The 22,431-nt window shown below is 48.3% G+C and carries 25 protein-coding genes; 2 read left to right on the top strand and 23 right to left on the bottom strand.

What is annotated here, in order from left to right; genetic code table 11:
• Positions 1-1,446 (bottom strand): sensor histidine kinase, encoded by a 1,446-nt coding sequence (locus BLR65_RS19705; RefSeq protein WP_093795890.1) that lies wholly within the window; start codon positions 1,444-1,446, stop codon positions 1-3.
• Between the two features lie 361 nt (positions 1,447-1,807).
• Positions 1,808-2,836: a tRNA (adenosine(37)-N6)-threonylcarbamoyltransferase complex transferase subunit TsaD gene (gene tsaD, locus BLR65_RS19710; RefSeq protein ID WP_093795891.1), complete on the bottom strand. Its 1,029-nt coding sequence runs from the start codon at positions 2,834-2,836 to the stop codon at positions 1,808-1,810.
• A 126-nt stretch (positions 2,837-2,962) separates the two neighbouring features.
• Here tsaD and BLR65_RS19715 point away from each other — a divergent pair, with 126 nt between their 5' ends.
• Complete coding sequence (locus BLR65_RS19715) at positions 2,963-3,163, top strand: alpha/beta-type small acid-soluble spore protein (protein WP_093795892.1); 201 nt, start codon at positions 2,963-2,965, stop codon at positions 3,161-3,163.
• Between the two features lie 262 nt (positions 3,164-3,425).
• Here BLR65_RS19715 and rimI read toward each other — a convergent pair whose 3' ends face one another.
• From rimI to thiL, 4 genes are read right to left on the bottom strand one after another with little or no spacing between them, the layout of a single operon-like run.
• A complete protein-coding gene (rimI, locus tag BLR65_RS19720; RefSeq protein ID WP_093795893.1) occupies positions 3,426-3,875 on the bottom strand; it encodes a ribosomal protein S18-alanine N-acetyltransferase in 450 nt (149 codons plus the stop codon).
• Positions 3,875-4,567 (bottom strand): tRNA (adenosine(37)-N6)-threonylcarbamoyltransferase complex dimerization subunit type 1 TsaB, encoded by a 693-nt coding sequence (tsaB, locus tag BLR65_RS19725; RefSeq protein ID WP_093795894.1) that lies wholly within the window; start codon positions 4,565-4,567, stop codon positions 3,875-3,877. Before tsaB ends, rimI begins: the two co-directional genes overlap by 1 nt.
• Positions 4,548-5,039, bottom strand: coding sequence for a tRNA (adenosine(37)-N6)-threonylcarbamoyltransferase complex ATPase subunit type 1 TsaE (gene tsaE, locus BLR65_RS19730; RefSeq protein WP_093795895.1), 492 nt, complete (start codon positions 5,037-5,039; stop codon positions 4,548-4,550). Before tsaE ends, tsaB begins: the two co-directional genes overlap by 20 nt.
• A gap of 15 nt (positions 5,040-5,054) precedes the next feature.
• On the bottom strand, positions 5,055-6,053 hold the full coding sequence (gene thiL / locus BLR65_RS19735) for a thiamine-phosphate kinase (RefSeq protein ID WP_093795896.1): 999 nt from the start codon (positions 6,051-6,053) through the stop codon (positions 5,055-5,057).
• 178 nt (positions 6,054-6,231) lie between these two features.
• On the opposite strand from thiL, the gene BLR65_RS19740 reads away from it, so the two are divergent.
• On the top strand, positions 6,232-7,806 hold the full coding sequence (locus BLR65_RS19740; protein ID WP_093795897.1) for a sigma 54-interacting transcriptional regulator: 1,575 nt from the start codon (positions 6,232-6,234) through the stop codon (positions 7,804-7,806).
• A gap of 44 nt (positions 7,807-7,850) precedes the next feature.
• On the opposite strand, the gene BLR65_RS19745 is transcribed toward BLR65_RS19740, so the two are convergent.
• The 17 genes from BLR65_RS19745 to BLR65_RS19825 form a co-directional block, all read right to left on the bottom strand.
• Positions 7,851-8,429, bottom strand: a complete 579-nt coding sequence (locus tag BLR65_RS19745) for a GerMN domain-containing protein (RefSeq protein WP_093795898.1) — start codon at positions 8,427-8,429, stop codon at positions 7,851-7,853.
• A 13-nt stretch (positions 8,430-8,442) separates the two neighbouring features.
• Positions 8,443-9,534, bottom strand: a complete 1,092-nt coding sequence (locus BLR65_RS19750; protein WP_373657745.1) for an N-acetylmuramoyl-L-alanine amidase family protein — start codon at positions 9,532-9,534, stop codon at positions 8,443-8,445.
• A 118-nt stretch (positions 9,535-9,652) separates the two neighbouring features.
• Complete coding sequence (locus BLR65_RS19755) at positions 9,653-9,886, bottom strand: DUF3006 domain-containing protein (RefSeq protein WP_093795899.1); 234 nt, start codon at positions 9,884-9,886, stop codon at positions 9,653-9,655.
• Positions 9,887-9,888: 2 nt separating this feature from the next.
• On the bottom strand, positions 9,889-10,788 hold the full coding sequence (locus tag BLR65_RS19760; RefSeq protein WP_093795900.1) for a ComEC/Rec2 family competence protein: 900 nt from the start codon (positions 10,786-10,788) through the stop codon (positions 9,889-9,891).
• A gap of 82 nt (positions 10,789-10,870) precedes the next feature.
• Positions 10,871-11,221, bottom strand: coding sequence for a type II toxin-antitoxin system PemK/MazF family toxin (locus BLR65_RS19765; RefSeq protein WP_093795901.1), 351 nt, complete (start codon positions 11,219-11,221; stop codon positions 10,871-10,873).
• Positions 11,222-11,223: 2 nt separating this feature from the next.
• A complete protein-coding gene (locus BLR65_RS19770) occupies positions 11,224-11,502 on the bottom strand; it encodes a CopG family ribbon-helix-helix protein (RefSeq protein WP_245692937.1) in 279 nt (92 codons plus the stop codon).
• An 87-nt stretch (positions 11,503-11,589) separates the two neighbouring features.
• Positions 11,590-13,140 carry an NAD(P)H-hydrate dehydratase gene (locus tag BLR65_RS19775; protein ID WP_093795903.1) on the bottom strand — a complete coding sequence of 517 codons (1,551 nt, stop codon included), beginning with the start codon at positions 13,138-13,140 and terminating at the stop codon, positions 11,590-11,592.
• Positions 13,140-13,520 carry a holo-ACP synthase gene (gene acpS, locus BLR65_RS19780; protein WP_093795904.1) on the bottom strand — a complete coding sequence of 127 codons (381 nt, stop codon included), beginning with the start codon at positions 13,518-13,520 and terminating at the stop codon, positions 13,140-13,142. Before acpS ends, BLR65_RS19775 begins: the two co-directional genes overlap by 1 nt.
• Before the next feature lie 109 nt (positions 13,521-13,629).
• Positions 13,630-14,709 (bottom strand): LptF/LptG family permease, encoded by a 1,080-nt coding sequence (locus tag BLR65_RS19785; RefSeq protein ID WP_093795905.1) that lies wholly within the window; start codon positions 14,707-14,709, stop codon positions 13,630-13,632.
• On the bottom strand, positions 14,706-15,296 hold the full coding sequence (locus BLR65_RS19790) for a phosphatase PAP2 family protein (protein WP_093795906.1): 591 nt from the start codon (positions 15,294-15,296) through the stop codon (positions 14,706-14,708). Before BLR65_RS19790 ends, BLR65_RS19785 begins: the two co-directional genes overlap by 4 nt.
• Before the next feature lie 14 nt (positions 15,297-15,310).
• Entirely contained in the window at positions 15,311-16,870 is a 1,560-nt protein-coding gene (locus BLR65_RS19795) for a glycosyltransferase family 39 protein (RefSeq protein ID WP_093795907.1), read from the bottom strand.
• Positions 16,871-16,883: 13 nt separating this feature from the next.
• A complete protein-coding gene (locus BLR65_RS19800) occupies positions 16,884-17,618 on the bottom strand; it encodes a polyprenol monophosphomannose synthase (protein WP_093795908.1) in 735 nt (244 codons plus the stop codon).
• Positions 17,590-18,030: a GtrA family protein gene (locus tag BLR65_RS19805; RefSeq protein ID WP_093795909.1), complete on the bottom strand. Its 441-nt coding sequence runs from the start codon at positions 18,028-18,030 to the stop codon at positions 17,590-17,592. Before BLR65_RS19805 ends, BLR65_RS19800 begins: the two co-directional genes overlap by 29 nt.
• 207 nt (positions 18,031-18,237) lie before the next feature.
• Complete coding sequence (locus BLR65_RS19810) at positions 18,238-19,014, bottom strand: flagellar motor protein MotB (RefSeq protein ID WP_093795910.1); 777 nt, start codon at positions 19,012-19,014, stop codon at positions 18,238-18,240.
• A complete protein-coding gene (gene motA, locus BLR65_RS19815; RefSeq protein WP_093795911.1) occupies positions 19,014-19,799 on the bottom strand; it encodes a flagellar motor stator protein MotA in 786 nt (261 codons plus the stop codon). Before motA ends, BLR65_RS19810 begins: the two co-directional genes overlap by 1 nt.
• A gap of 176 nt (positions 19,800-19,975) precedes the next feature.
• The gene (locus tag BLR65_RS19820) at positions 19,976-20,488 is read right to left on the bottom strand and encodes a ferritin (protein ID WP_093795912.1); all 513 of its coding nucleotides are present in this window, start codon (positions 20,486-20,488) and stop codon (positions 19,976-19,978) included.
• A 35-nt stretch (positions 20,489-20,523) separates the two neighbouring features.
• A partial coding sequence (locus tag BLR65_RS19825; protein ID WP_245692939.1) for a thioredoxin domain-containing protein occupies positions 20,524-22,431 on the bottom strand: 1,908 nt, incomplete at its 5' end.

Raw genomic sequence — 22,431 nt, forward strand, 5'->3', positions numbered from 1 at the left:
TTATTCCTCCTTTGCCTCTTTTGCGCCTTCCGCTAACCTGGGAATGGTAATAAAAGCATGTGTGCCGGAACGGGAAAAAAGGCGAAACTTACCACCCAAATCGTTTTCTATCAGCGTCCGGACAATTTGCAGGCCCAAACTGTTAGTATTTTGCAGGTTAAAATCTTCAGGCAAGCCAATTCCATCATCATAGATATCTATCTGATAGCTTTCCGCTGTTGTCGCAATATCGACGCCAATCAGTCCCTCTTTGCGACCGACAAAGCCATGTTCAATGGAATTTTGAATAAGCTCATTGATAACCAGCGCCAAACTGCTGGCTTGTTCAGACGGCAAAATAACGGTTTGCCCATTAAGAACAGTTTCAATATTAAAATTCGGTTCAAGCATATTTTGAATGACCAGATCAAGAATATTCTTGGTAACCTCAGCCACATCAATAACACCCTGATCTTGCTGGGACAAAAACTCATGTACTACCGATATGCTCAAAATCCTGTTAACACTTTCCCGGAGAGCCGCCTTGACTTCCGGTGTCTGCGTGCGTCTGGCCTGCAATCGCAGCAAGCTGGCAATGGTTTGCAGATTATTTTTTACCCGGTGATGGATCTCCTGAATGACGGCTGACTTAATCAGCAATTCCTTTTCTTTTTTGCGAATCTCGGTCACATCGGCAACAGTAAATACTGTGCGTACAACTAAGCCGCCGGCGAAAATCGGAATGGCCCGCTGGACTAAAATCATATTACCGGCTTCAATTTCCTTCTCCAGCGATTTTCCCGTTGACATCGCCTGCTGTGCCAGTTTCATATTGGCTTGTCGGTCCGAGACCCGCCTGCCGATCACCCGGTTAATCCCGAGGACTTTGTAAATAGCATCAGCCGCTGAATTGGCAAAAATGATATAGCCGCGTTCGTCAATAATCACAATGCCGTCGCGCGTACCCAGCGGGCGATACATTTTTCGGCCCAAAGGCTCGCCGGTCGCTGCCATGGTTAATAGCATATTGGCAGTTTCCACCAACATGCTATGTCCGTCTGCGCTAGCTTCCTGATTACTGGTTTCAAAACTTGCGGCGGCAATGACTTGGCCGGCCACATCCTTGATGGGATAAACCCGCATCTCAAGCGCATCCATGCCAAGTGCCCATTCGCGCTGTCCGGCTATCGCCGTTCCGGAAACAAGAGTTCGCCAGATTAACGGCTCTTCGGCCGCTTGTACCGTGCTGCCAATAATATTGGTTTTAAAATCAATATAACTGGTATTTGGTTTGGCTTGAGCAACAATGGCCAGAAAGTTTTCACTGTGTGCCGGAGCATACAAGGTAACCTGTGCATGGGCGAGATCAGCTGCCAATCCCAGTACACTCGCCGCGCTATCGATTACCTGTGTTTGAGTTGAAGTCAATGCTGTTATTTTGCGGCAAACATCGCTAACTACGCCCATAAACTTTCCCCCGTCCTATAAGTCAAACCAAACCCTCCAGCAGCTTATCCGCCTGAAAGTAAGCCATCCTTTTCTACATACGTAGTGACTCTTAACGGCCACTTAGCCGCCTGCGTAATAAAACCAAGCCGCTAATTTATTATGTATTCAACTGCACCTGAAAAAATTCCTTGTTATCTGGTACCAAATTGACTAAAGTAACCGTCATTGTTTTAACAAGATGATAAACCAGGTTATCCAGGAGTTATCCACAATATCCACAAGGATATCCACAATTACTATACTGAAATAACAGGGAAATTACCCGTTTTGTACAAAATTACCCACATTATCCACAATTGTCGTTTTATTGTTGTCCACATCACCTGCGGCCTAGCTTAAGGGCCGGCACAGCGTTAAGGTTAAGATCGGCAAAATCATTAACAAGAAATTGATAATAAGCACGGCAGGCAATCATGGCCGCATTGTCGGTACAAAGCACCGGCGGCGGATAAAAAAGTGTAAGACCATGCTTATGAGCCGCTGCTGTTAACTCCTTTTTCAGCGAGGAATTCGCGGCCACACCGCCTGCCAAAACTAATTGCTTGACACCTACATAGTCTGCCGCCAGGATTGCCTTCATAACCAAAACATCCACCACAGCCGCCTGAAAGCTCGCCGCCACGTCAGGAATGTTTACCGTTTCGCCTCGCTGTGCGGCACTGTTTAAATAATTTAGGACAGCCGACTTTAAGCCGCTAAAGCTAAAAGAAAACCTAGTTTCCTCTTCTTTTCCGGTAAATGCCCGGGGAAAAGCAACCGCGGCAGGATTTCCCCGCTTAGCGGCTTTGTCAATATGCGGCCCGCCCGGATAAGGAAAATTCATGACCCGGGCAATTTTATCAAAGGCTTCACCGGCCGCATCATCGCAGGTTTGCCCCAGAAGAACCAGCTCATTATAGTCTTTTAGATGAATCAGGGAAGTATGCCCGCCTGATACGACCAAGGCCACAAAAGGCGGCTGTAATTCACTATGTGCCAAAAAGTTTGCAAAGATATGACCTTCTAAATGATTTACGCCAATTAGCGGTTTATCAAGAGCAAAGGCTAACGCCTTGGCTGTAGCTACCCCCACTAAAAGTGCGCCCACTAACCCCGGCCCATACGTTACGCCAATGGCATCAATGTCTTTAAGCGTGGTTTTGGCTTCCACCAAAGCCTGGTCGATAACCGGAATTACATGTTCAATATGTTTACGGGAAGCGATCTCAGGTACAACACCGCCAAATTTTTGATGTGTTGGCACCTGCGAAGAAATAATATTGGATAAAATTGTACGCCCGTTGGCAATCACCGCTGCTGACGTTTCATCACAGCTTGTTTCTACAGCCAACATTAATTTTTGTTTCATAGGAACAGACCTCCATCATCTGTCTGCTAATTATTACATGATGCAATGATGTATTTTAAGTTAGAAAGTGAGCCACATTAAAGTCAAGGACAACAAGATGCAGTCCGCGAAAGGAGGTGCATGTAAATGGCACGCTCGAATAAACCTGTTAACCCAGGGGCAGAAAACGCTCTTGACCGCATGAAAATGGAAGTAGCTAATGAATTGGGGATTACCGAGCGCGTTCGTAGCCAAGGCTGGTCAACGATGACTTCTGCTGACTGCGGCCGCGTAGGCGGTCACATGGTTCGTAAAATGATTGAGCAGTATGAATCTACGCTCCAATAAAGTTTAGTACAGGGCGGCCTGGCCGCCCTGCTACTTTTATCACCTTTTTGCGTACTCATACATATGTTAAATTACACAATCACCCTTTGGGGGCTGCGAATTTATCACGCGGCCCCCGTTTTTTTCCGAAACTTGTTATAAACGCCCATCTGCTTCGTTACTCTTGCGGGCGTTCCCTCCGACGTACTTCCCAGTACGACTCCGGTCACGTCCTCATCGCGCCTCGCATCTGAACATTTCTAACAAGTTTCGGTTTAAGTGACTATAGCTTGTCCAGCCACATAATCAAAGCGTCTTCGCCGAGCTCGGCATAATAGTTGGGCCGCACGCCACGCTCAACGAAACCGCGGCGTGCATATAGCTTGCGGGCGGCAGCGTTAGAGGGGCGGACTTCGAGTGTCATACTGACTGCCCCCAAACTTTTAGCGGCAAAAATCATATGTTCTAATAAAAGCGAACCTAAGCCGCGTCCCTGATACGGCGGCGAGAGGGCAATATTGGTAACATGCGCCTCATCCAGCACGAGCCAAAAACCGCCATATCCCATTAATTTACACTCGCCAACGACGACCAGATAATGGGCCAGATCATTTTCCATTTCTTCCTCAAAGGCAGCACGGGACCAGGGAGTTTCAAAGGCCTGCTGCTCCACGGCCAGCACGGCATCCACATCTGCTGCCAGCATACTTCTGATACATACCTCATCGGCCATTATTGGCACGCCCCTGAGTGCCGCCGTTCCCACAGCACTTCCGCTTCTGATCGTCTGATATAGAGCGGCTCTAACGTAGCTATGTCATGTCTGATCCCGCGCGCATACATAGCTTGCGCCATAGCGGCAACACTGCCGGCGCGAGGCATAATCACATGCGGCGGTACAGGATGCGCAATATCCTCTTTATGCATAACAGCAGCCTCCCCCAACATCAGGGCAGGCCGCTCCATTTTATCAAGTTCAGCCTTTGCTGCGGTAAATGGCACCACCTGCGGCGGCTGCAGTTCACAAACACTATCGTTTTGCCATTCATATAGTCCTAAATAAACATTTTCTTTCTGGGCATCAAGCATCGGGGCCAGAACCACGCCCGGAACCGGGCAGGAAAAGGCAAGCGCAGCCAGCGTAGGCACCCCGATAAGGGGAATATGTAAGGCGTAAGCCATAGCCTTTGCCGTTGCCAAGCCGATTCTAAGGCCGGTAAAGGAGCCGGGTCCAATACTTACGGCAACTGCTTTTATACTATTCTGGGTCATTTCCGCCATACTGAGCAAACTGGCAATATGCGGCATAAGCCGTTCTGAATGTGTTTTTCTGGTCTGAATCGTCAGTTCAGCCACTAACGTATCTTGGGTGGCTATCGCCACACTTGATACAAGGGTAGCTGTATCAATAGCAAGAATGGGCAACCTGTTTCAACTCCTCACAAAGCGTTTCATACCGCTTTCCCTCGGCTTTGATCCGGATAATCCGCTCATTGGCCGAATCACCATATTCGATCGTCAGCCATAAGCGCTCATCCGGCAAAAATTCAAGGAATTTCTCCGGCCATTCAATAATGGCAACGCCACCGGCATCCACGTAATACTCAAAGCCAATATCGGCAAGTTCAGCTGGATGTTCCAGTCGGTATAAGTCAAAATGATAAACGGCAAGCTCCTGCTTACCGGTGCTTCCCGCATAAACATTAAGAACTGTAAAAGTAGGGCTCCCAACTGCATCCGTTACCCGGAGCCCGGCTGCAATTCCCTGGGTTAACAACGTCTTACCGGCACCAAGATTGCCGGACAGGCAAAGAATATCGCCGGCCTTCAGCACTTTCGCCAAATCCTGTCCAAAATCATAGGTTGCATCTGCCGATGCAGTTTTGTATACTAGCATATTTCCCGGCTCCTCCTAGCGAAAGTGATTGTATCCTTTGGCTTCAAGAATTTGCACTCCGCCTTCTTCATCAACTAATGTCACTCCCTGGCTGGTCTCAACAATTTCCCCAATCCGGACCAACTGTAAATCCGGGTGATCCGCTAGCAGCATCTCATAATTACTTGGCTCCATAGTAAATAAAAGCTGAAAATCCTCACCGCCATAAAGGGCATAATCAAGGGCCTGCTTATCCAGCTTTTCAGCAGCCTGCTTCAATTCAGCCGAAAGCGGAATCTGGGCGGCGTACAGTCTTATACCCACGTTGCTGGCTTCCGCAATTTCATGCGACTCGCTGGCTAAACCATCACTAAGATCATCCATACTGGTGGCGCCGGCGGCAGCAAGGATCGTACCGGCTTTAACCTGTGGCCGCGGCGTTAAATGAGCAGTAACCAGCGGCCAGGCAAAATCATACTCCTCCCATTCACCGACTGACAATAAATCCAAACCTGCCGCTGAATTTCCCAGAACGCCGGTAACAGCAATAATATCGCCGGTTTTAGCGCCTGAGCGTTTAACCAGGTTGGCCGGCTCAACTTCACCGGCCACGGTAACATTAATGACCAGTCCCTGAGGACTGGAAACTGTATCGCCACCGACAATATTAACAGAATGCTCGCGGCATATCTCCTTCATACCCTGATATAAATTTATGATAAACTCTGTTGGTGTTGTTGCGGGCAAAGCGACCGATATGACGGCATGGCGCGGCGTCCCGCCCATAGCGGCGATATCGCTTAAATTAACCGCAATGGCCTTATAGCCTAACTGCCAGGGAGTAGTCATGGTCAAATCAAAATGGATAGATTCCACTAACATATCCGTAGTCAATAACTGCAGTTGCCGGGGTGTAGGCAAAAGTACGGCAGCATCATCGCCGATACCAACAACTACAGTGCCATGATCATGAATTGTATCTTGCTTAATTAAATCAATTAACCCGAATTCCCCGATTTCTGTAAGTTCATTCATGGAAACACCACCTTTACGGCTGCGTAGCGTAATGTTTCTAATAAATTCTCTTTTAACCAGTCATTTCCTGCAAGAGTAGTATGCCACAACGCGAAAAAAAGTTGTATAGCCTAAAGGAATTGGGATTATCACTGGCAAATTTATCTCACCATAGGTAATAAAACCGGGGGGATCTCAGATGGATAACCTGCGATTGAAAATCTCTAATATCGACAGAGTTGGCCTGGTTCTTGATATTTCCCAGCTACTTGCCATCCGTCAAATTAATATTATTTCCATGGAAGTCGAACTCAATACAGTTTATATGGAAATCCAGGCACTTGATTCTGCCAGTAAACAGGATCTGGTAAATAAATTGCGCGCCATTCCGCACGTAACTACCGTAGCCGAAATAAATCTCATGCCGCATCAGGAACGCTCCGAACAGATTAACGCCGTACTTACCTCAGTGAGTGACGGTATTATCAGCATAGACCTGGAAAGACGGATTACTCAATACAATGCTGCCGCGGAAAAAATCATCCGGCTGCCGGCCAGGGACGTTATTGGGAAAAATTTTGCTGATATTTTTCCCGCTGACAGCCCGTTATTGGTTACCCTGCAGCAGGGAGTTTCCTATAATAACCGTGAAATTGTCCTTGAAAAAACCAAAAGCCACTATCTATCAAGCGGCCGCCCCATCTTTGACAAGGTCGGCCGCATTATCGGCGCGGTTACTGTCATCAAGGATATTAGCGCCGTCAGAGAACTAGTTTATACGGTAACAGCCCAAAGGCAAATCACCTTTAAAGAAATTTTATTTACCAGCCAGGCCATGCAGCGAATAATCAGTATGGCCAAATCCATTGCCAAAGGGGATTCGACCGTCCTCATCCGCGGCGAAACAGGCACAGGCAAAGAACTGATTGCCCGGGCACTGCATGCCGCCTCGGTCCGGCATGACAAAATTTTTGTGCCGTTAAATTGTGCGGCCATTCCTGATGCCCTCTTAGAAAGTGAATTGTTCGGCTATGAAGACGGCGCCTTTACCGGAGCCACGAAAGGCGGCAAACACGGACTGTTTGAGTTTGCCAACAATGGAACCATTTTTCTGGATGAAATTGGCGAAATGCCTCCCCACCTTCAGGCCAAACTTCTCCGGGTACTGCAGGAGGGTAAAGTTCGCCGCATCGGCGGAAACCGCGAAATTCCTGTTAATATTCGCGTTCTTGCAGCGACCAACCGCGATCTTGAGAAAATGATAGCCACCGGGGGGTTCCGGGAAGATTTATATTATCGCTTGAATGTTATCCCGCTATTTATTCCGCCTCTCAGAGAGCGCCGTGACGATATACCGCTGCTGGCTCAGTTCTTTCTCAAGCGTTGCGCCAGCCGCCTTCACAAAGAAGTGGACACCTTCCAGCAATCTGCGTTAGAAAAACTGATCAACTACCATTGGCCGGGCAATATCCGTGAACTGGAAAATGTCATCGAGCGGGCCGTCAATATTGTTCCTGATACCATGATTCTGCGTGAGCATATCATTTTCGATCAGGACTACACACCGTCAGTTTCTGCCGTCTTCGCTTGTGACCAAACACTTGACGAAATTATTTATGAGGTGGAGCATAATGTCCTGCTTAAGGCGCTCGGTAAATATACTACCTCGCGTCAATTAGGGGTGGCTCTGGGCCTGTCCCACACAGCCGTATTAAAAAAACTGCGCAAACATCAGTTGTCCTTGAGCCATGAGCGTGGACGTCATACCAACTAAAAAAAGCAGCAATTCTGCCTTTAAAGAATTGCTGCCTTTTAACTTTATTTTTTTATAATTTTTTCAGAACGGCTAAGTGGCTCACTGGTATCCATATGCCCGGATATTGTCTCAATTTTTTTGCCGTTAACCAGGATCTGTACTTGCTGAATATCGGGAAACTCAGTAAGGGTGTTGACAATAGCCCCTACCAGCAAAATTTCACTGGTTGAGCCGCCGCCATTTTTCTTAATTAATTTTTCATTAAAATCGGCGTAGGCAATATGGTCTTTTACTGACAGCTTCCTCAGTTGCGCGCCTTCAGGCACAACACTAACCAACTCCGGATTTTTCGTGCCGGCAAGCAGCAGTTCAATGGCCGTACGGGCCGGATGGCTGTTAACCGGCACTTTATGAATTTCCGGTACAAGATACATAGCATCCTTAGTCGCATAATAAACCACAAGCTGCATTGTCTTTCCCGGCACAGAAACTGTATTTTGACCAGACTGCGACTGTTCAGACGCCTTATTATCAGCTACCGCCGGCGTTTGCTGACCGGCAGGCACTGAACTATCGCACCCGGTAATTCCCAACGCCACTATCATCAGAGCAGCCGTTATAAGTAGTCGAATCGTTTTCATAATACCCACCTCTTTAGTTTAGCTTGGCAGCCTGACTAAAAAACCGTTCTAGCCCCCGTACTATCCCTAGAGACATTTTCTTCTGAAAATCGGGTGAGCTTAAAAGCTTTTCTTCATTCGGATTCGATATAAATGCCATCTCAACAAGCACTGCCGGCATTCTAGTCCGCTTAATTACGTAAAAATTAGCTTGTTTCGCGCCTCTGTCCAATAGGTTGCCGGCATCGACCAGACTTGTTTGCACCGCATCGGCCAACATAGCATCGTACAACGTTTTTTGATAGTAATACGTTGTCGTTCCATTTGCCGAACGATCAGAAAACGAATCGCAATGAATACTGACAAATACATCGGTTTTTCGATTATTCGCTACGGTAGAGCGGGCCTTCAGTTCGTCAACATCTGAGGCGTTCGGGCCAAAAACATCGCGGTCGTCCTCGCGTGTCATCACAACCGTAGCCCCCGCTTTTTCCAGCAGGCTCTTCACATTTTGCGCCACTGCGAGCGTAGCCGATTTTTCCTGGTAGCCGCTCGGACCGATCGCGCCGGGATCACTGCCGCCATGCCCCGGATCAATGGTAATAACCTTATCCTTTAGTCCGGGTGTAAAAGAGAAATCAGGCGGACTAAGCGGTTTGTTAATATCGACAACAACCCTAAAAGGCTTATTGGCTTTTACATCCTTCGGCAATGTAAAAACTTTGTAATCATTGGGTTGAACCATAAGCGGTAAATCTACGAGGATTTTCGTATCTTTGCCACTCGTATCAAAACTAACCTTTTCAACAACTTTGCCGTCAAAAGTGAGATCTTCCACTTGTTTCCCCAGGGTTGTCCCTTTTATCGTTACAACCAGACGGGGTGTAGGCTCATTAACAACGATTCCACTGGCCTCAACAGGCCCCGATACATCCATAACCATTCGCAGCATAGCCGTACCGGTAAGGGCTTCCGTATGATTTGCCCACCGAACTTTGCTAAGCTCCATGCTTCCCCCCCGTGACTGAGACGATGGTATAGCAGCCGCCGCAGCGGACAAACTGGCCAAGGATGCCATAACCAGCATAAGCAATGTCAATAACACTATTTTTCGCAATAAAGGCACCTCCAAACCGCGAAGTGTCTTTATTGAATTCGCTTTTATTGTCAAAATTCCTGCAGGACAAAAGTCACAAAACCCGTAAATCCATAAAATATTTGTATGAACTTGTAATTTATTACAGTTATTGACTGCTTTCTCCCTGATTCTGTCGAGTGATTTCTTCAAAAAGTTTATCGGCTTCCGCCCGTGCCTTGGTTGTCGCTTCAACATCCACAGTAATTTCAACCTTAAGGACATCGCCTTCTTTAACTGTTGGCAGCAGTTCCTTAGGCCAATTTACGCTAATCTCCCGGTCTCCGGCTAAAAGGACAGCCTTGCTGCCTTCAAACCGGTCAATCATTGCCCTGATTTCCATGCCTACCGCTCCTTCGTTATCGTATACGTATTACCGTCACTGGCAACCGTCAGCGTGCCATCGGTATCCGTACGATAGATCTTAATTTTATTCTCTTTGTATTTTTTCAGCGTGGAGGGATGCGGGTGATGATATTCATTGTTGGCACCGAGGGAAATAAGCGCCGCCTCAGGCTTTACCGCCTGTAAAAAGGGTACGGATGACGACGTATTGCTGCCATGGTGGCCGCTCTTTAACAGCGTGCTCTTAAGCCCGGCGGCATCCCTTTTCAGCATACGTTCTTCCGCTTGAGCTTCCGCATCACCGGTCAGCAGCAGCGAAAAGTTTTTGTACACAAGCTTGGTCACGACGGAATTGTTATTCAGGTCAGAATCACTGCCGCCAATAAACGGTTGTTCCGGTGCCAACACCTTCAGCAAAGTCTCGCCGCCCAGATCAATCGTCATCCCGGCGGCAACCACAGTAAAAGGAATATTTTTCTTTTTTATCTGAGTTAAGTATTGTTTATATAAATTCGAGTTGGTTTTTTGGCCGCTGTCATAAACCTGTTTGACCGTAAACTGTTCAAATATTGCCGCCGCCCCCCCCATATGATCGGCGTGCGGATGGGTGATAATCAGTTTATCAATGGTTGTAATTCCCTCGCTTTTTAACATACTGATCAATTTCTCTCGCGCCGGAACATCGCCGGTATCAATTAAGGCAACCTGATCCTTGGTACGAATCAGAATGGCATCCCCCTGCCCGACATCAAGCACTTTAACCGTCAGCGGCGAACCTGCGCCAGCCGGAACTTTGCCGTCAGGCTGTGTAAGTGTTCCTCCATGGCAGCCTGTTAAAAAAACGAGTAAAAAAACCGCCATGACAATAAGCAGCCATGACCACTTGCCGACTCTATTCATTTTATCTCTCCCTTATATGTAAAAACGTCTTTTAAAATTAGTAGATTAAACAAAAATAGGCAGTCACCCGCCTATCCGCTAGTCAAAGCTGAACCAAACCAATACTAATCCGTATCGCCTCGTCCACTTTATTCATAATTTCCTCACTTAAATGAGTTACCTTTTCCCGCAGGCGCCGCTTGTCGATCGTGCGCAATTGTTCCAGTAATACTACCGAGTCTTTTTCTAAATTGTACTGTTTGGCATTCACTTCAACATGGGTAGGCAATTTCGCTTTGGAGATCTGCGAAGTAATCGCTGCAACGATAACTGTCGGGCTATATTTATTGCCAACATCATTTTGAATAACCAAAACCGGCCGGTGGCCGCCCTGTTCCGAGCCTACCACGGGACTTAGATTCGCATAATAAATGTCCCCGCGTTTAACAATCATTGCTATTCACGCTCCGCCAGCAGGCCAGGAGGCATTAACTCAAATTCATCAACATCTGCCAATAAGCCTTCTTCGGCTAAAGTCAGATTAATGACGGCCATTTCCTGATAACCTTTTTTCATCATATCCCGTACGGCTTTCCGCTTGCGATCCTCAATGTAGAGCCGCATGGCATCCCTGACAAACTGACTTCGACTCAGTTTATCCATCGCAATTATGCCGTCAACTTCTTGTAACAACGCATTAGGAATACTGATCATAATTCGCCGTAACTCGGCCACACCATCACCCCCGCCAGTATGGAGCATATTAAAAGATAATATTATTATATAAGCACTGCTATACTAGTGTCAACTTTTTTCTACACTTTAGTAATTTTTCATGCCGTAAAGCGCTGCCGGCATCGCTTTAATCAAATCCGTGGCCGCCATGCCCACCATTCCGGCCTGGGCCGCAATATCTCCGGCCAAACCGTGAATATACACGCCGGCTACGGCAGCGTCGTGACTGGACATACCCTGGCCCACAAAAGCGGCAATGATTCCGGTCAATGCGTCACCGGTGCCGCCGGTTGCCATACCAGCATTTCCTGTGGTATTAATATATACTTCTCCATCAGGAAATGCAACAACAGTATGGGCTCCTTTTAATACAACAATACTTCCCCATTCGCCTGCCGCCTGCCGGGCAATTTGCACACGATCGCCATTGACCTCCTCGGCGGAAAGTCCTGTGAGCAGGCCCATCTCCCCCGGATGAGGCGTCAATACCGGTAAAGCGGCACACTCAGTAAGAATCCCGGTATAGTTTGCCAACGCATATAAGGCGTCGGCATCAATCACTAACGGACACTCCGCCGTCTTAACGATTTCCCTTACCGCCGCCACAGTATCCTCATGGCGGCCAAGCCCGGGGCCGATTGCCAATACATCACTGTCTTTCGTCAGGCTGGCTATCTCTCCCAAAGCCTTCTGGCTGATAGTACCTGAAGCCGTCTCGGCCAGTGCTCTTGTCATAACCTCGGTAAGCTTTACAGCCAAAATATCCTGTATTTCGGCAGGAACTGCCAGCGTAACCAGACCGGCCCCTGCTCTAAGGGCAGCCGCAGCAGCCATAGCCGCCGCACCGCTCAAGCCGCGTGAACCGGCAACCAAAGCCACACGTCCATTCATCCCTTTGTGGGCGTCAGGGCTGCGCTGCGGTAATATAGCCCGGACAGCAGCGGCCATCAAAATATTCTGTTTAATCTTTTGCCCGGCCACAATGGCCGTAGGTATGCCAATATCAGCTACCGTCAGTTCGCCCGTATAATCGGCCCCCGGATAGAGAAACAGTCCGGGTTTCGGCAGTCCGAGAGTGACCGTATGAGAAGCCCGCACCGCCTTCCCGCAAATCTTCCCGGTGTCGGCATTTACCCCGGAAGGTATATCTACGGCAACCACCAGCTTGCCGGCCGCATGAATCAGGTCAATCATTCTTGCCATGTCACCGGTGACATCCCCGCGGAACCCCGTACCCAAAAGCGCGTCAATTAAACAATCGGCAAATGTCGCCGCCACTCTCACTTTGTCCCAGTCGCGCTCACTCACAACCTCAATGACATCCATATTCATCTTATCCAAAATATCCAGGTTGATTCGGGCATCCCCCGTGATTGCCGCTTTTTCTCCCAACAGAAAAACTTTTACCTTGGCTCCCTGATTCGCCAGGTGCCTGGCAATTACATAGCCGTCACCGCCGTTATTGCCTTTACCGGCAAAAATACAAAACCGCTGATCCGCTAACGGGTTGATAATTGACTCCAAATATCGCACAACCGCTCCGCCGGCATTCTCCATCAGTACCGCCCCGGGAATACCATATTCGTTAATGGCAATCCGGTCAATCTCCCGCATTTCCCTTGCTGTTGCCGCTCTCATCACAGATTTCCTCCTTCTAAAACCGCCTGGGCAGCCGCATATTCACGCGCATGTGTCAGAGAAATATGGATACCGGTAACACCCAGTTTAGCCGCCAGTTCGGCAAACCCTTGGTACACAACGATTCCGGGCTTGCCGCTGTCGCCAACGACAACTTCAATATCCTGGGTATTGCCGCCGGCAAATCCACAGCCAAACGCTTTGGCCACAGCCTCTTTAGCCGCAAAACGCGCAGCAAAAGAAGCCGCACACTGTACGCCCCGGCTGCGGCAATACGCCGTCTCTCTGTCCGTAAAGACCCGTCTGACAAAGGCTTCACGCTCAATAGCCGCCTTAATCCGCTTTATCTCAATAATGTCAATACCGATCCCAATAATCATGCCATCACCTGCTACAATTTTACAATTACAATTATATACCAATTTTTGCAAAAGCCAAGCAAAAAAAAGAGACTGCCGCTATGCAATCTCTCCCCTTACCGGACACGTGCTATCTGGACGCCCGGCGCAGCAGCCACAGGCCTATCCCCAGTGCCGCAATATTGGGCAGCCAGGCACCCAGGCCCGCCGGTAAAACACCATTCTGTCCCATCGTCGATCCCAGGGTCATAACAATATAATACAGAAAAATAATCACAATGCTATATCCCAAACCACTGGCCGAACCGGACCGCGGCGAACTTAGCGCCAGAGGAGCGCCGACAAGGGCAAAAAATATACAAGCAGACGGAATGGAAACCCGTTTATTCAACTCCACTAAATAGACATTCTTTTTGCGTCCGTCAGACATCTTTGCCGCAGTTTGCTTAAGCTCACGGATTGTCATTTCATCACTGCCTTTTTTCCCCGGTTCCACAGCAGTTTTTGTTTCCGTAGGCAGAAACTGCTGGATAAAATACATCGTTCTGACACTATCTAACGAAGTAATATCCTGGATAGCGCCATTTTCCATCGCCATGCCCCCGTCCTGGCGAGTTGCCTTGTCAGCCGTTTCAATCCGTACCGGCGTGTTATTCTCAAATTCCTGAACCGTTACCTGCTGCATAATCTCAGTAGTTTCATCATAACGACGGGCATACGTCAGCCGGCCGATCCCGTCCTTGGATTTTTCCATCAGCACCAAATGTTCCTGGCTCTTGGGGTGCGTATTGCCCTTAATCTCCGTTTCAATCGTTTGATTATATGCCTCGGTGGCAGCGGGCACAACCGTTTCATTAAACACCACCGCGAAGGCGCTGATAAAGAAAGCCAGTATGAGAACAGGTGCCGTCAGGCGATAAAAACTCAAACCGGTGGCGCGCATGGCAATCAACTCGGAAGACGATGACAGCCTTCCATAACACAATAGCGTTGCCAACAGCATCGACATCGGAAATGTCAGTACAATCACCCCCGGCAGGCTGTAAACAAATAATTTTGCCACCACAACAGCCGAAGCTCCGAACTGGCTAATATACTGAGCAATCCGCCACATCGTGCCGCCGCCGATAAACATACTAGAAAATGCACACACACCAAACAAAAACGGCCGCAGCAACTCCATAATAATATATCTGTCCAGTATCCTCATGGTGTAGTCCTTTCTAGCATCATAAACAGGTCATGACGCTTAACCCAACTTTTTATTCCCAACCAAGCCACCCCTATACCAAGTATAACCCCAGCCGTTACCTGCACACCCGTATGGGCACTTATCTCAATCCGTGACCAGGAAATAGCCACCGCACTGCCGTACCATAACCAGGCCAAGCGCGGATAAAACACCGTTAACAAAAAGGCCATCGCGAAAGCGTGAGTCGCATGCCCACTGGGAAAACCGCTGGGAATGCCGTTAGGGCGCAAAGACCATTCGCCTAAATCCACATATTTCAGAGCATGGACAAGGGTCCACACCGCCGCATCGATTTTGATCACCGCATAAAACAGGCTCTTGCACCTTTCTTTATAGGCCGACCAAAATAAAATTCCATTACCAATAACCAGGAACACATCATTGCCGACGCCGCTGAACAGGTTGGCAACAAGCCAAATTTCATTCATACCGCTTTGGCTCACGGTCAGGGCAATAAAAATCATAGCAAGGCCAACAAAGACCGCAACCCTCATATTTTGGACTAACAAGCTACTGCGGCCGCAAACCCTGTCATTTTCCTTCAAGATAAGTACCTCCGCTAATCGGTCTTGCCGCTAAAGCCATATGGCAAAGGATAAAATCCTTTGAAATTTTGTCCATAAAAAACAGTTACCGCAAATTCAGGGTGGCCCATACGGTAAATAGGAATCGTACCCTGATAATCAATTTTATCAAAGTTCGGCGCCAGTGCCCCGGGGGTACCGGACATACTGCTGCGCCCAATAATTAAAGCATCCTTACCGCGAAAATCGGCCGGATTATGCATAAATGCGAAATGATGCGGTTCTTCCGTCAAGCACAATAAGGGTAACGACCCGCCCATCGCATAATCAATTTTCCCGGCATCGATCCAGTGTCTTGCCACCAAGAAATCCACCTTGAGCGCTCCACCTAACAGTCCCTGGCCGCTGAGATCTCCCGGCAAGCTCATCCAGTTAAGCGCTTCCCAGGAAGGATCGCCCTGGGCAAACCAGTCCGGCCGCACCGTTTTTATCCAGCCGCTGGCGGTGTGTGTCCCCAGAATCGCTGCCAGCACCAGAAAACTTACAACCGAAAACCTCAGCCAAATCCGTACGGAGCGGCGGCCAAACCGCAGCCAGCCGTTAACGGCCTGGCCCAGCAGTGGAAAAACCAGCAAGTAGCCGGGAGCCTGCCAGTGAAAAAGTCCCTGTGCCCCCCACAGGGTAGCAACAGTAAACAGCAGAATCGGCCCGGAAGCCAGACAGCACAAAAACCAACGCTTATCCTGGAAGTCATTAAACCTCGACCAGCTAGGACCAAGGGTTATTCCTTTAATAAACTGCCAGATGAGCGGCAGCCAGATCCACGGCAGAACCCAGATAGCCTGTCCGGCAATATTGGCCACCAGTTTCCCTGGGTAAAAGCCGCTGACAGCACCGCGACTCCCCTGAAACACAAAAGAGACCCAGTTATGCTGATAGTTCCAGATTAACACAGGCGAGAAAATGATAAAAGCAACAATTACTGCCAAATATGGTCCAGCAGTTACCAGCACCCTGCGCCGGTTCCTGCTGGTAAGCAAATAAATAAATAAGCCAAATACCAACAGCGCCGCATGGTATTTGCTCAACAAGCCAAGTCCCAGGAAAAAACCTGCCGCCAGCCATATCCACAAGGATTGCCGTCCTTGGCCCGGTGAAAAAAATAAACTACTGAGAAGATAAACAACAACCATCATGCAGAACAGCAGTGGTCCGTCAGGCAGCACCCAGCTGCCGCTGCTAAGGCCGAACACGGCTGAAACACTAAGTAACAAAGCGGCCCATACCCCGGGCCATTCGCCAAACAGTCTGGCCGTAAGCCGGTACATAAGCCAGGTGGTCCCGGAAAATAAAAGAATAAAAGGCAGTCGCAGAATTAGCGTATTCTCACTGCCGGTAATATGTGTTGTCAGCCAAATAAGCCAAAGATGAAGCGGCGGATGGTCAAAATAACTTAAGCTAAACTGCCGGGCAACAGCCGTAACGTAACTTTCGTCAACGCCCAGGCCAATGCCGGCGCCTAAAACCAGACGCAGCAGCAAACCGGCGATAAGTATAATCCAGACAGCGCCCTGTGGCGAAAGGATAATCGGCATAGAACTCTCCTCGTTAAACCGGCTTTGTCGAAACAGCCTTCATATTCTGCTTGACTGCCCGCAGCTTAGGCACCATCCAGATCGCTTCCCGGAAAATAGAGGATGACATTTTGGATTGGCCCTCCGCCCGTTCTTCGAAAATGATCGGTACTTCCTTGATGGCAAAACCCAGCAAAAAAGCGCGATAGGTCATCTCTATCTGAAAAGAATACCCGTTTGACTTCACATCGTCAAGGTTAATTGTTTCCAAAACTTCTCGGCGAAAACATTTGAAGCCGCCGGTAAGATCGTGAAACGGCAAATTGAGAATCAGCCGCGAATATAAGCTGCCCCCCAGGCTGATAAACCGACGGATAAGACTCCAGTTGGTCACACCGCCACCGGCAACATAGCGGCTTCCCAAAACAACATCACAACCGGTAATGACCTTAAGAAACTGCGGCAAATATTTGGGGTTATGCGAAAAATCGGCATCCATTTCGAAAATAAATTCATATTGCCGCGCTAACGCCCATTTAAAACCGGCAATATAAGCAGTCCCCAGTCCGAGCTTGCCTGTCCGTTTTATCATAAACAGCCGTCCCTGGTGTTCACCGGCCATTAGGCTTTCAATAAACCCGCCGGTACCGTCCGGCGACCCGTCATCCACCACCAAGACGTGGATACCGGGAACATAATGATAAATCAAATCCAATAATTGACCGATATTGTTTCTTTCATTATAGGTTGGAATAATGACAAGCTTCATGCGTAGTTGCCGCCTCCTCGCGTTTGCTGCGTCTGTCATTAAAGGTAATTGCATAATTAAGCAAAAAATTAAGCACCCCCGTAGCGCCAATGGCAATCAGCTGCGCAACTGTCGCATTTATCCCGAATTGTTCAACCAAGGCCTTTAAAAACATTAGATTGGCGACCAAATTTACAATACTGCAGGCCACAAATAGAATGTACTTATGTCTAAAACTCTTATCTGCCCCCCTGCCGCGAAAGGTCCATAATAAATTCCAGACGAAATTGTTGGTGACAGCCGCCATAAACGACAATACCGCTGCCGTCAGATAACTTATACCCATAGCCATCAGGGGAACATAGACCGCCATATTAACAACCACCCCGGAAAGGCCGATTACGGAAAACTTGGCGAACATTTTTAAAAGCATCCTGTTTCGTACTCCTATCGTAATATAGTAAACTGTTCCACCATTATTGTATCCAAAAGCAGGCATAAGTCATTATAAGGTTGTTCAACTTTCTAGGCAAGTTAAATTGTTGTTAATTCCCTTTGACAAAGCAAAAATGAGGCTGTTAAACCTCATTTTAGCATAAACGAATTATTCAATTATTGCAAGAGCACCGCTCTCATTTGCTTATGGGCGGTAATTGCGTTGAATCAGTACCTCAACCCGCCGGTTAGCCGCCCGGCCTGCTTCCGTATCATTGGTGGCAACCGGTTGATATTCACCACAACCGGTCGCACTAAACCGTTCCGGCTTAAGGCCAGTATCCTGCGCCAATAAAAACCGCATAAAATTCACGCTGCGCCGGGAACTAAGCTCCCAGTTGGACGGAAACTCACCCGTATTGATAGACATATTATCCGTATGTCCCGATACGGTCACCTTTTGCGTAAGCGGTGTCAACAGCTTGGCTATCTGCTCGCCAAAGCGGCGGGATTCCGGTCTAAGCGTGGCACTGCCTGACGGAAATAAAGCCGTATCTTTAATACGGATCAGCAAGCCATCGTCAGTTAATACTGTTGTCAAATCATTGCCCAGACCATTATCGGCGATATATTTGTCGAGTTTCTTCTTAGTCTCGACCAGTTGAGCGGTCTCCTGCATATAAGCCTTCTGCTCATTAGTCGCACCCAAATTTTCCATAATAACCGGCAAATGGGGAACAGGCGGAGCCTGACTGCCCTTTTCCGGCTGGGGCGGCCTGGGATTCTCCAATAGTGCCGGGCTCCCGCTAAACGCTACATTAAACGATGCCTTTAACTGATCAAATTTTTTCTGGTCAACCTGTGCCGAAGCAAACAGCACAATAAACAGAGCCAGCAGCAATGTCAAAATATCCGAATAAGGAACCAACCAGGTTTCATCCGCGTGTTCCTCATGATGCTCTTTTTTTGGCTTTCTACTCATTATTTATCCTCCGGTTTAGGTTTTAATAAATCCCGAACCTTCTGCGGAATAAATACCAGCAGCTTGGACTCAATGGCCATTGGCGAATCACCGGCTTGCAGGGATAGTATGCCTTCCACCATCATGCGTTTTAATTCCACTTCTTCTTTGGATATTAACTTAAGCTTATTGGAAAAGGGATGCCACAGCACATACCCTGTAAAAATACCAAGCAAAGTCGCCACAAACGCAGCAGCAATCGAATGACCCAAAACATCAATATCATTAAGGTTACCCAAAGCCGCAATCAGACCAACAACCGCGCCCAATACGCCAAGTGTAGGCGCATACATACCGGCCTGCGAAAAAATCAGCGCCCCCGAACGGTGCCGTTCTTCCATAGCCTCAATATCCGCATCCAGAACATCCCTCACGAAATCAACATCCATACCGTCAATAACCATACTCATGCCATTTCGCAAAAACGGATCATGAATCTCTTCCAGTCTGCTTTCCAATGCCAGAATACCTTCCCGCCGCGCAACCTGCGACAGTTCGACAAACAACTTTAACAATTCAGCTTTAGAAATAGGTGTTTCCTTTTTGACCAACTTCTTGCATAAAATTGGAAAGTTCTTGATTTGATCCATCGGAAACGCATTGAGCAATGCGGCCGCTGTACCAACAATGATAATTAAAAATGCTGCTGGGTTAATAAGTGCCGTAAGACTGGCGCCCTTGAGCACCATACCGACACTTACAGCCAAAAGCCCCAATACTACACCAATAATTGTTGATTTCTCCAATGAAAGCCCTCCCTATACCACTAGGCAAAGTACACTATACTATATATATCGCAATTTTTTTGACGTAATTAAGGAATTTCTCTAAACATAATAAAAGTCCTGCCATTTTTTATGACAGGACTTTTTCTTTATGGTAACTTATCCGGCATAATTCGACCACTTACACCAATACGGCATCAAGCATTTGCTGCCGGCGGTTGATAAATTCTGGTGGCCAATTCTTTATCCAAATAGAATAAATCAGAACTATTGTCACCAATCATTTTGAGTTGTTCAAGAACTGCGCCGGCAGTCGCTTCCTCTTCCACCTGTTCCGTCACGAACCATTGGAAAAAGATTTGAGCGGCCACATCCTTTTCTTCAACAGCCACTTCATAAAGCTCATTAATTAAACGGGTAACATGCTCTTCATGCGCGATTATCTTTTCAAATACTTCCACCGGTTTGCCAAACTCGGCCGGCGGGGCCGCAATCGCTTTGAGATTCAGTTCGCCGCCGCGGTCCAGGATATAATCGACAAACTTCAACGCATGCATGGTTTCTTCCTGATACTGCACCCGCAGCCAATTGGCAAACCCTTTCAACCCTTTGGCCATACAGTACCCGGACATTGCCAGATACAAATTGGCGGAATACATTTCCGCCTGGATTTGATCATTAATGGCTTGTTGCAATTTAGACTTAATCATTCTTTTTTACCCCTTTCACTTACATCTTTACTATTTTATTTTTGCAGCAATTGTTCAAACTCTTGATAACTCTGAACAGGCCGCTGACAGGTAAAGTTTTCGCACACATAACTGGTAGCCCGGCCACCGACAGCGACCTGACCGGCAGCCAGCGGAATAAGCTCCGCATTGGCGCTAAGATACGCAGGATCATTATAAATCACCGTTGTTTCCGGCAGAAAACTCCTGCCGGCCAGCGCCAGCATCGCCTGAACCTCAGGATCATCCCGGTCACCGGCAATTACAATATGGCTGGGCGCCGTCAGATAATAGTCGAGCGCTAGTAAAAAGTAGCTGTATGCCCGGGGATAGTGCGCAACCTCAGGGCTAAAACAATCAAACATGGCCTCAACAGCCGTAATATATTCATTATTATCGGTTAAGCGGGCCAGTTTGAGCAACGCCAGCGCTGCTACCGAATTTCCCGAAGGCATCGCGCCGTCATAAATTTCTTTAGGCCGCTGCAAGAGTTCCTCATTATCCTTGCCGGTGAAAAAGAAACCGCCCTGCTCCTGATCCCAGAACAACTCCTTGCAATCGTTGCTAAGCCGCAGGGCCTGCCGTAAATATTCCGGTTTAAAGGTAGCTTCATAAACCTCCAGCAAGCCCCAAAGCATAAAGGCATAGTCGTCCAGATAGCCTTTATAAGCCGCATCGCCTTCCCGGTACCGCGCCAACAGCCGCTTGCCATCCTCGGCAGTCAGCTTGGCAAATACAAACTCCACCGCCCGCTCAGCCGCCTGCAGATAATCCTGCCGCTGCAATACCTTGGCCGCCTTGGCCAAAGCAGCAATCATCAAACCGTTCCAGGCAGTCAATACCTTATCATCCTTAAAGGGATGCACGCGCCGTTCACGGACCCGGTACAACTTTTCCCTGGCCGCGGTCATCTTGGCTTCAAGCTCGTTAATATCAAGCTTGTGCTTAGCGGCATAATCATATAAATCATGGTCAAGCAAATTCAAAATATTGGCGCCGTCTTCAAAATTGCCGGTCTGCGTCACATTGTATACATCGCAGAACAACTCGCCCACGTCAGCGCCCAGCAATTCAAGAATTTCCTGCCGCGACCAGACATAGAACTTGCCTTCCACCCCTTCGGAGTCCGCGTCTTCGGCTGAATAAAATGCCCCTCCCTCATTCGTCATATCCCGCAATACATAAGCAAGAACTTCTTCCGCAATCCGGGAAAAATCCGGATCACCGGTGCACTGGTACGCTTCCAGATAGGCATAACAGAGCAGGGCATTATCATACAGCATCTTTTCAAAATGGGGGGCCAGCCAGCGATTATCCGTCGAATACCGGGCGAACCCATAGCCTAAATGGTCGTAAATCCCGCCCCGGCTCATGGCATCCAATGTCTTAATCACCATGGCAATAGCCTTCTTATCATTCGTCCGCCGCCAATAACGCAATAAAAACAGCAAATTATGCGGTGTGGGAAACTTCGGTGCCGGCCCAAATCCGCCATAATTCGGATCAAAATCATTTAAAAGCTGACTAAACGCCTGTTCCAGCGTCTCCGCCGACAACCGGCCCCGTTCCCGTTTACCGGTCTGCCGCTTCAATGACTGGGATAGTTTCTCGCCAATCTCCTCAATCTTGTCCCGGTTTTGATCCCACTGTTCCTTTAACATCGACAATACTTCCAGCAGCCCCGGCCTGCCCCACATAGCATGTTTCGGCAGATACGTCCCGGCAAAAAAGGGCTTCTTGTCCGGAGTCATCACAATCGTCAGCGGCCACCCGCCCTGCCCGGTCACGGCCTGGCAAACAGCCATATAAATGTGATCAACATCAGGCCGTTCCTCGCGGTCAACCTTGACCGCCACAAAATAATTATTAAGCAGCGCGGCAACATCCTGATCCTCAAAAGATTCCCGCTCCATAACATGGCACCA

It is taken from the genome of Sporomusa acidovorans (assembly GCF_900101845.1).
GTDB lineage: Bacteria > Bacillota > Negativicutes > Sporomusales > Sporomusaceae > Sporomusa > Sporomusa acidovorans.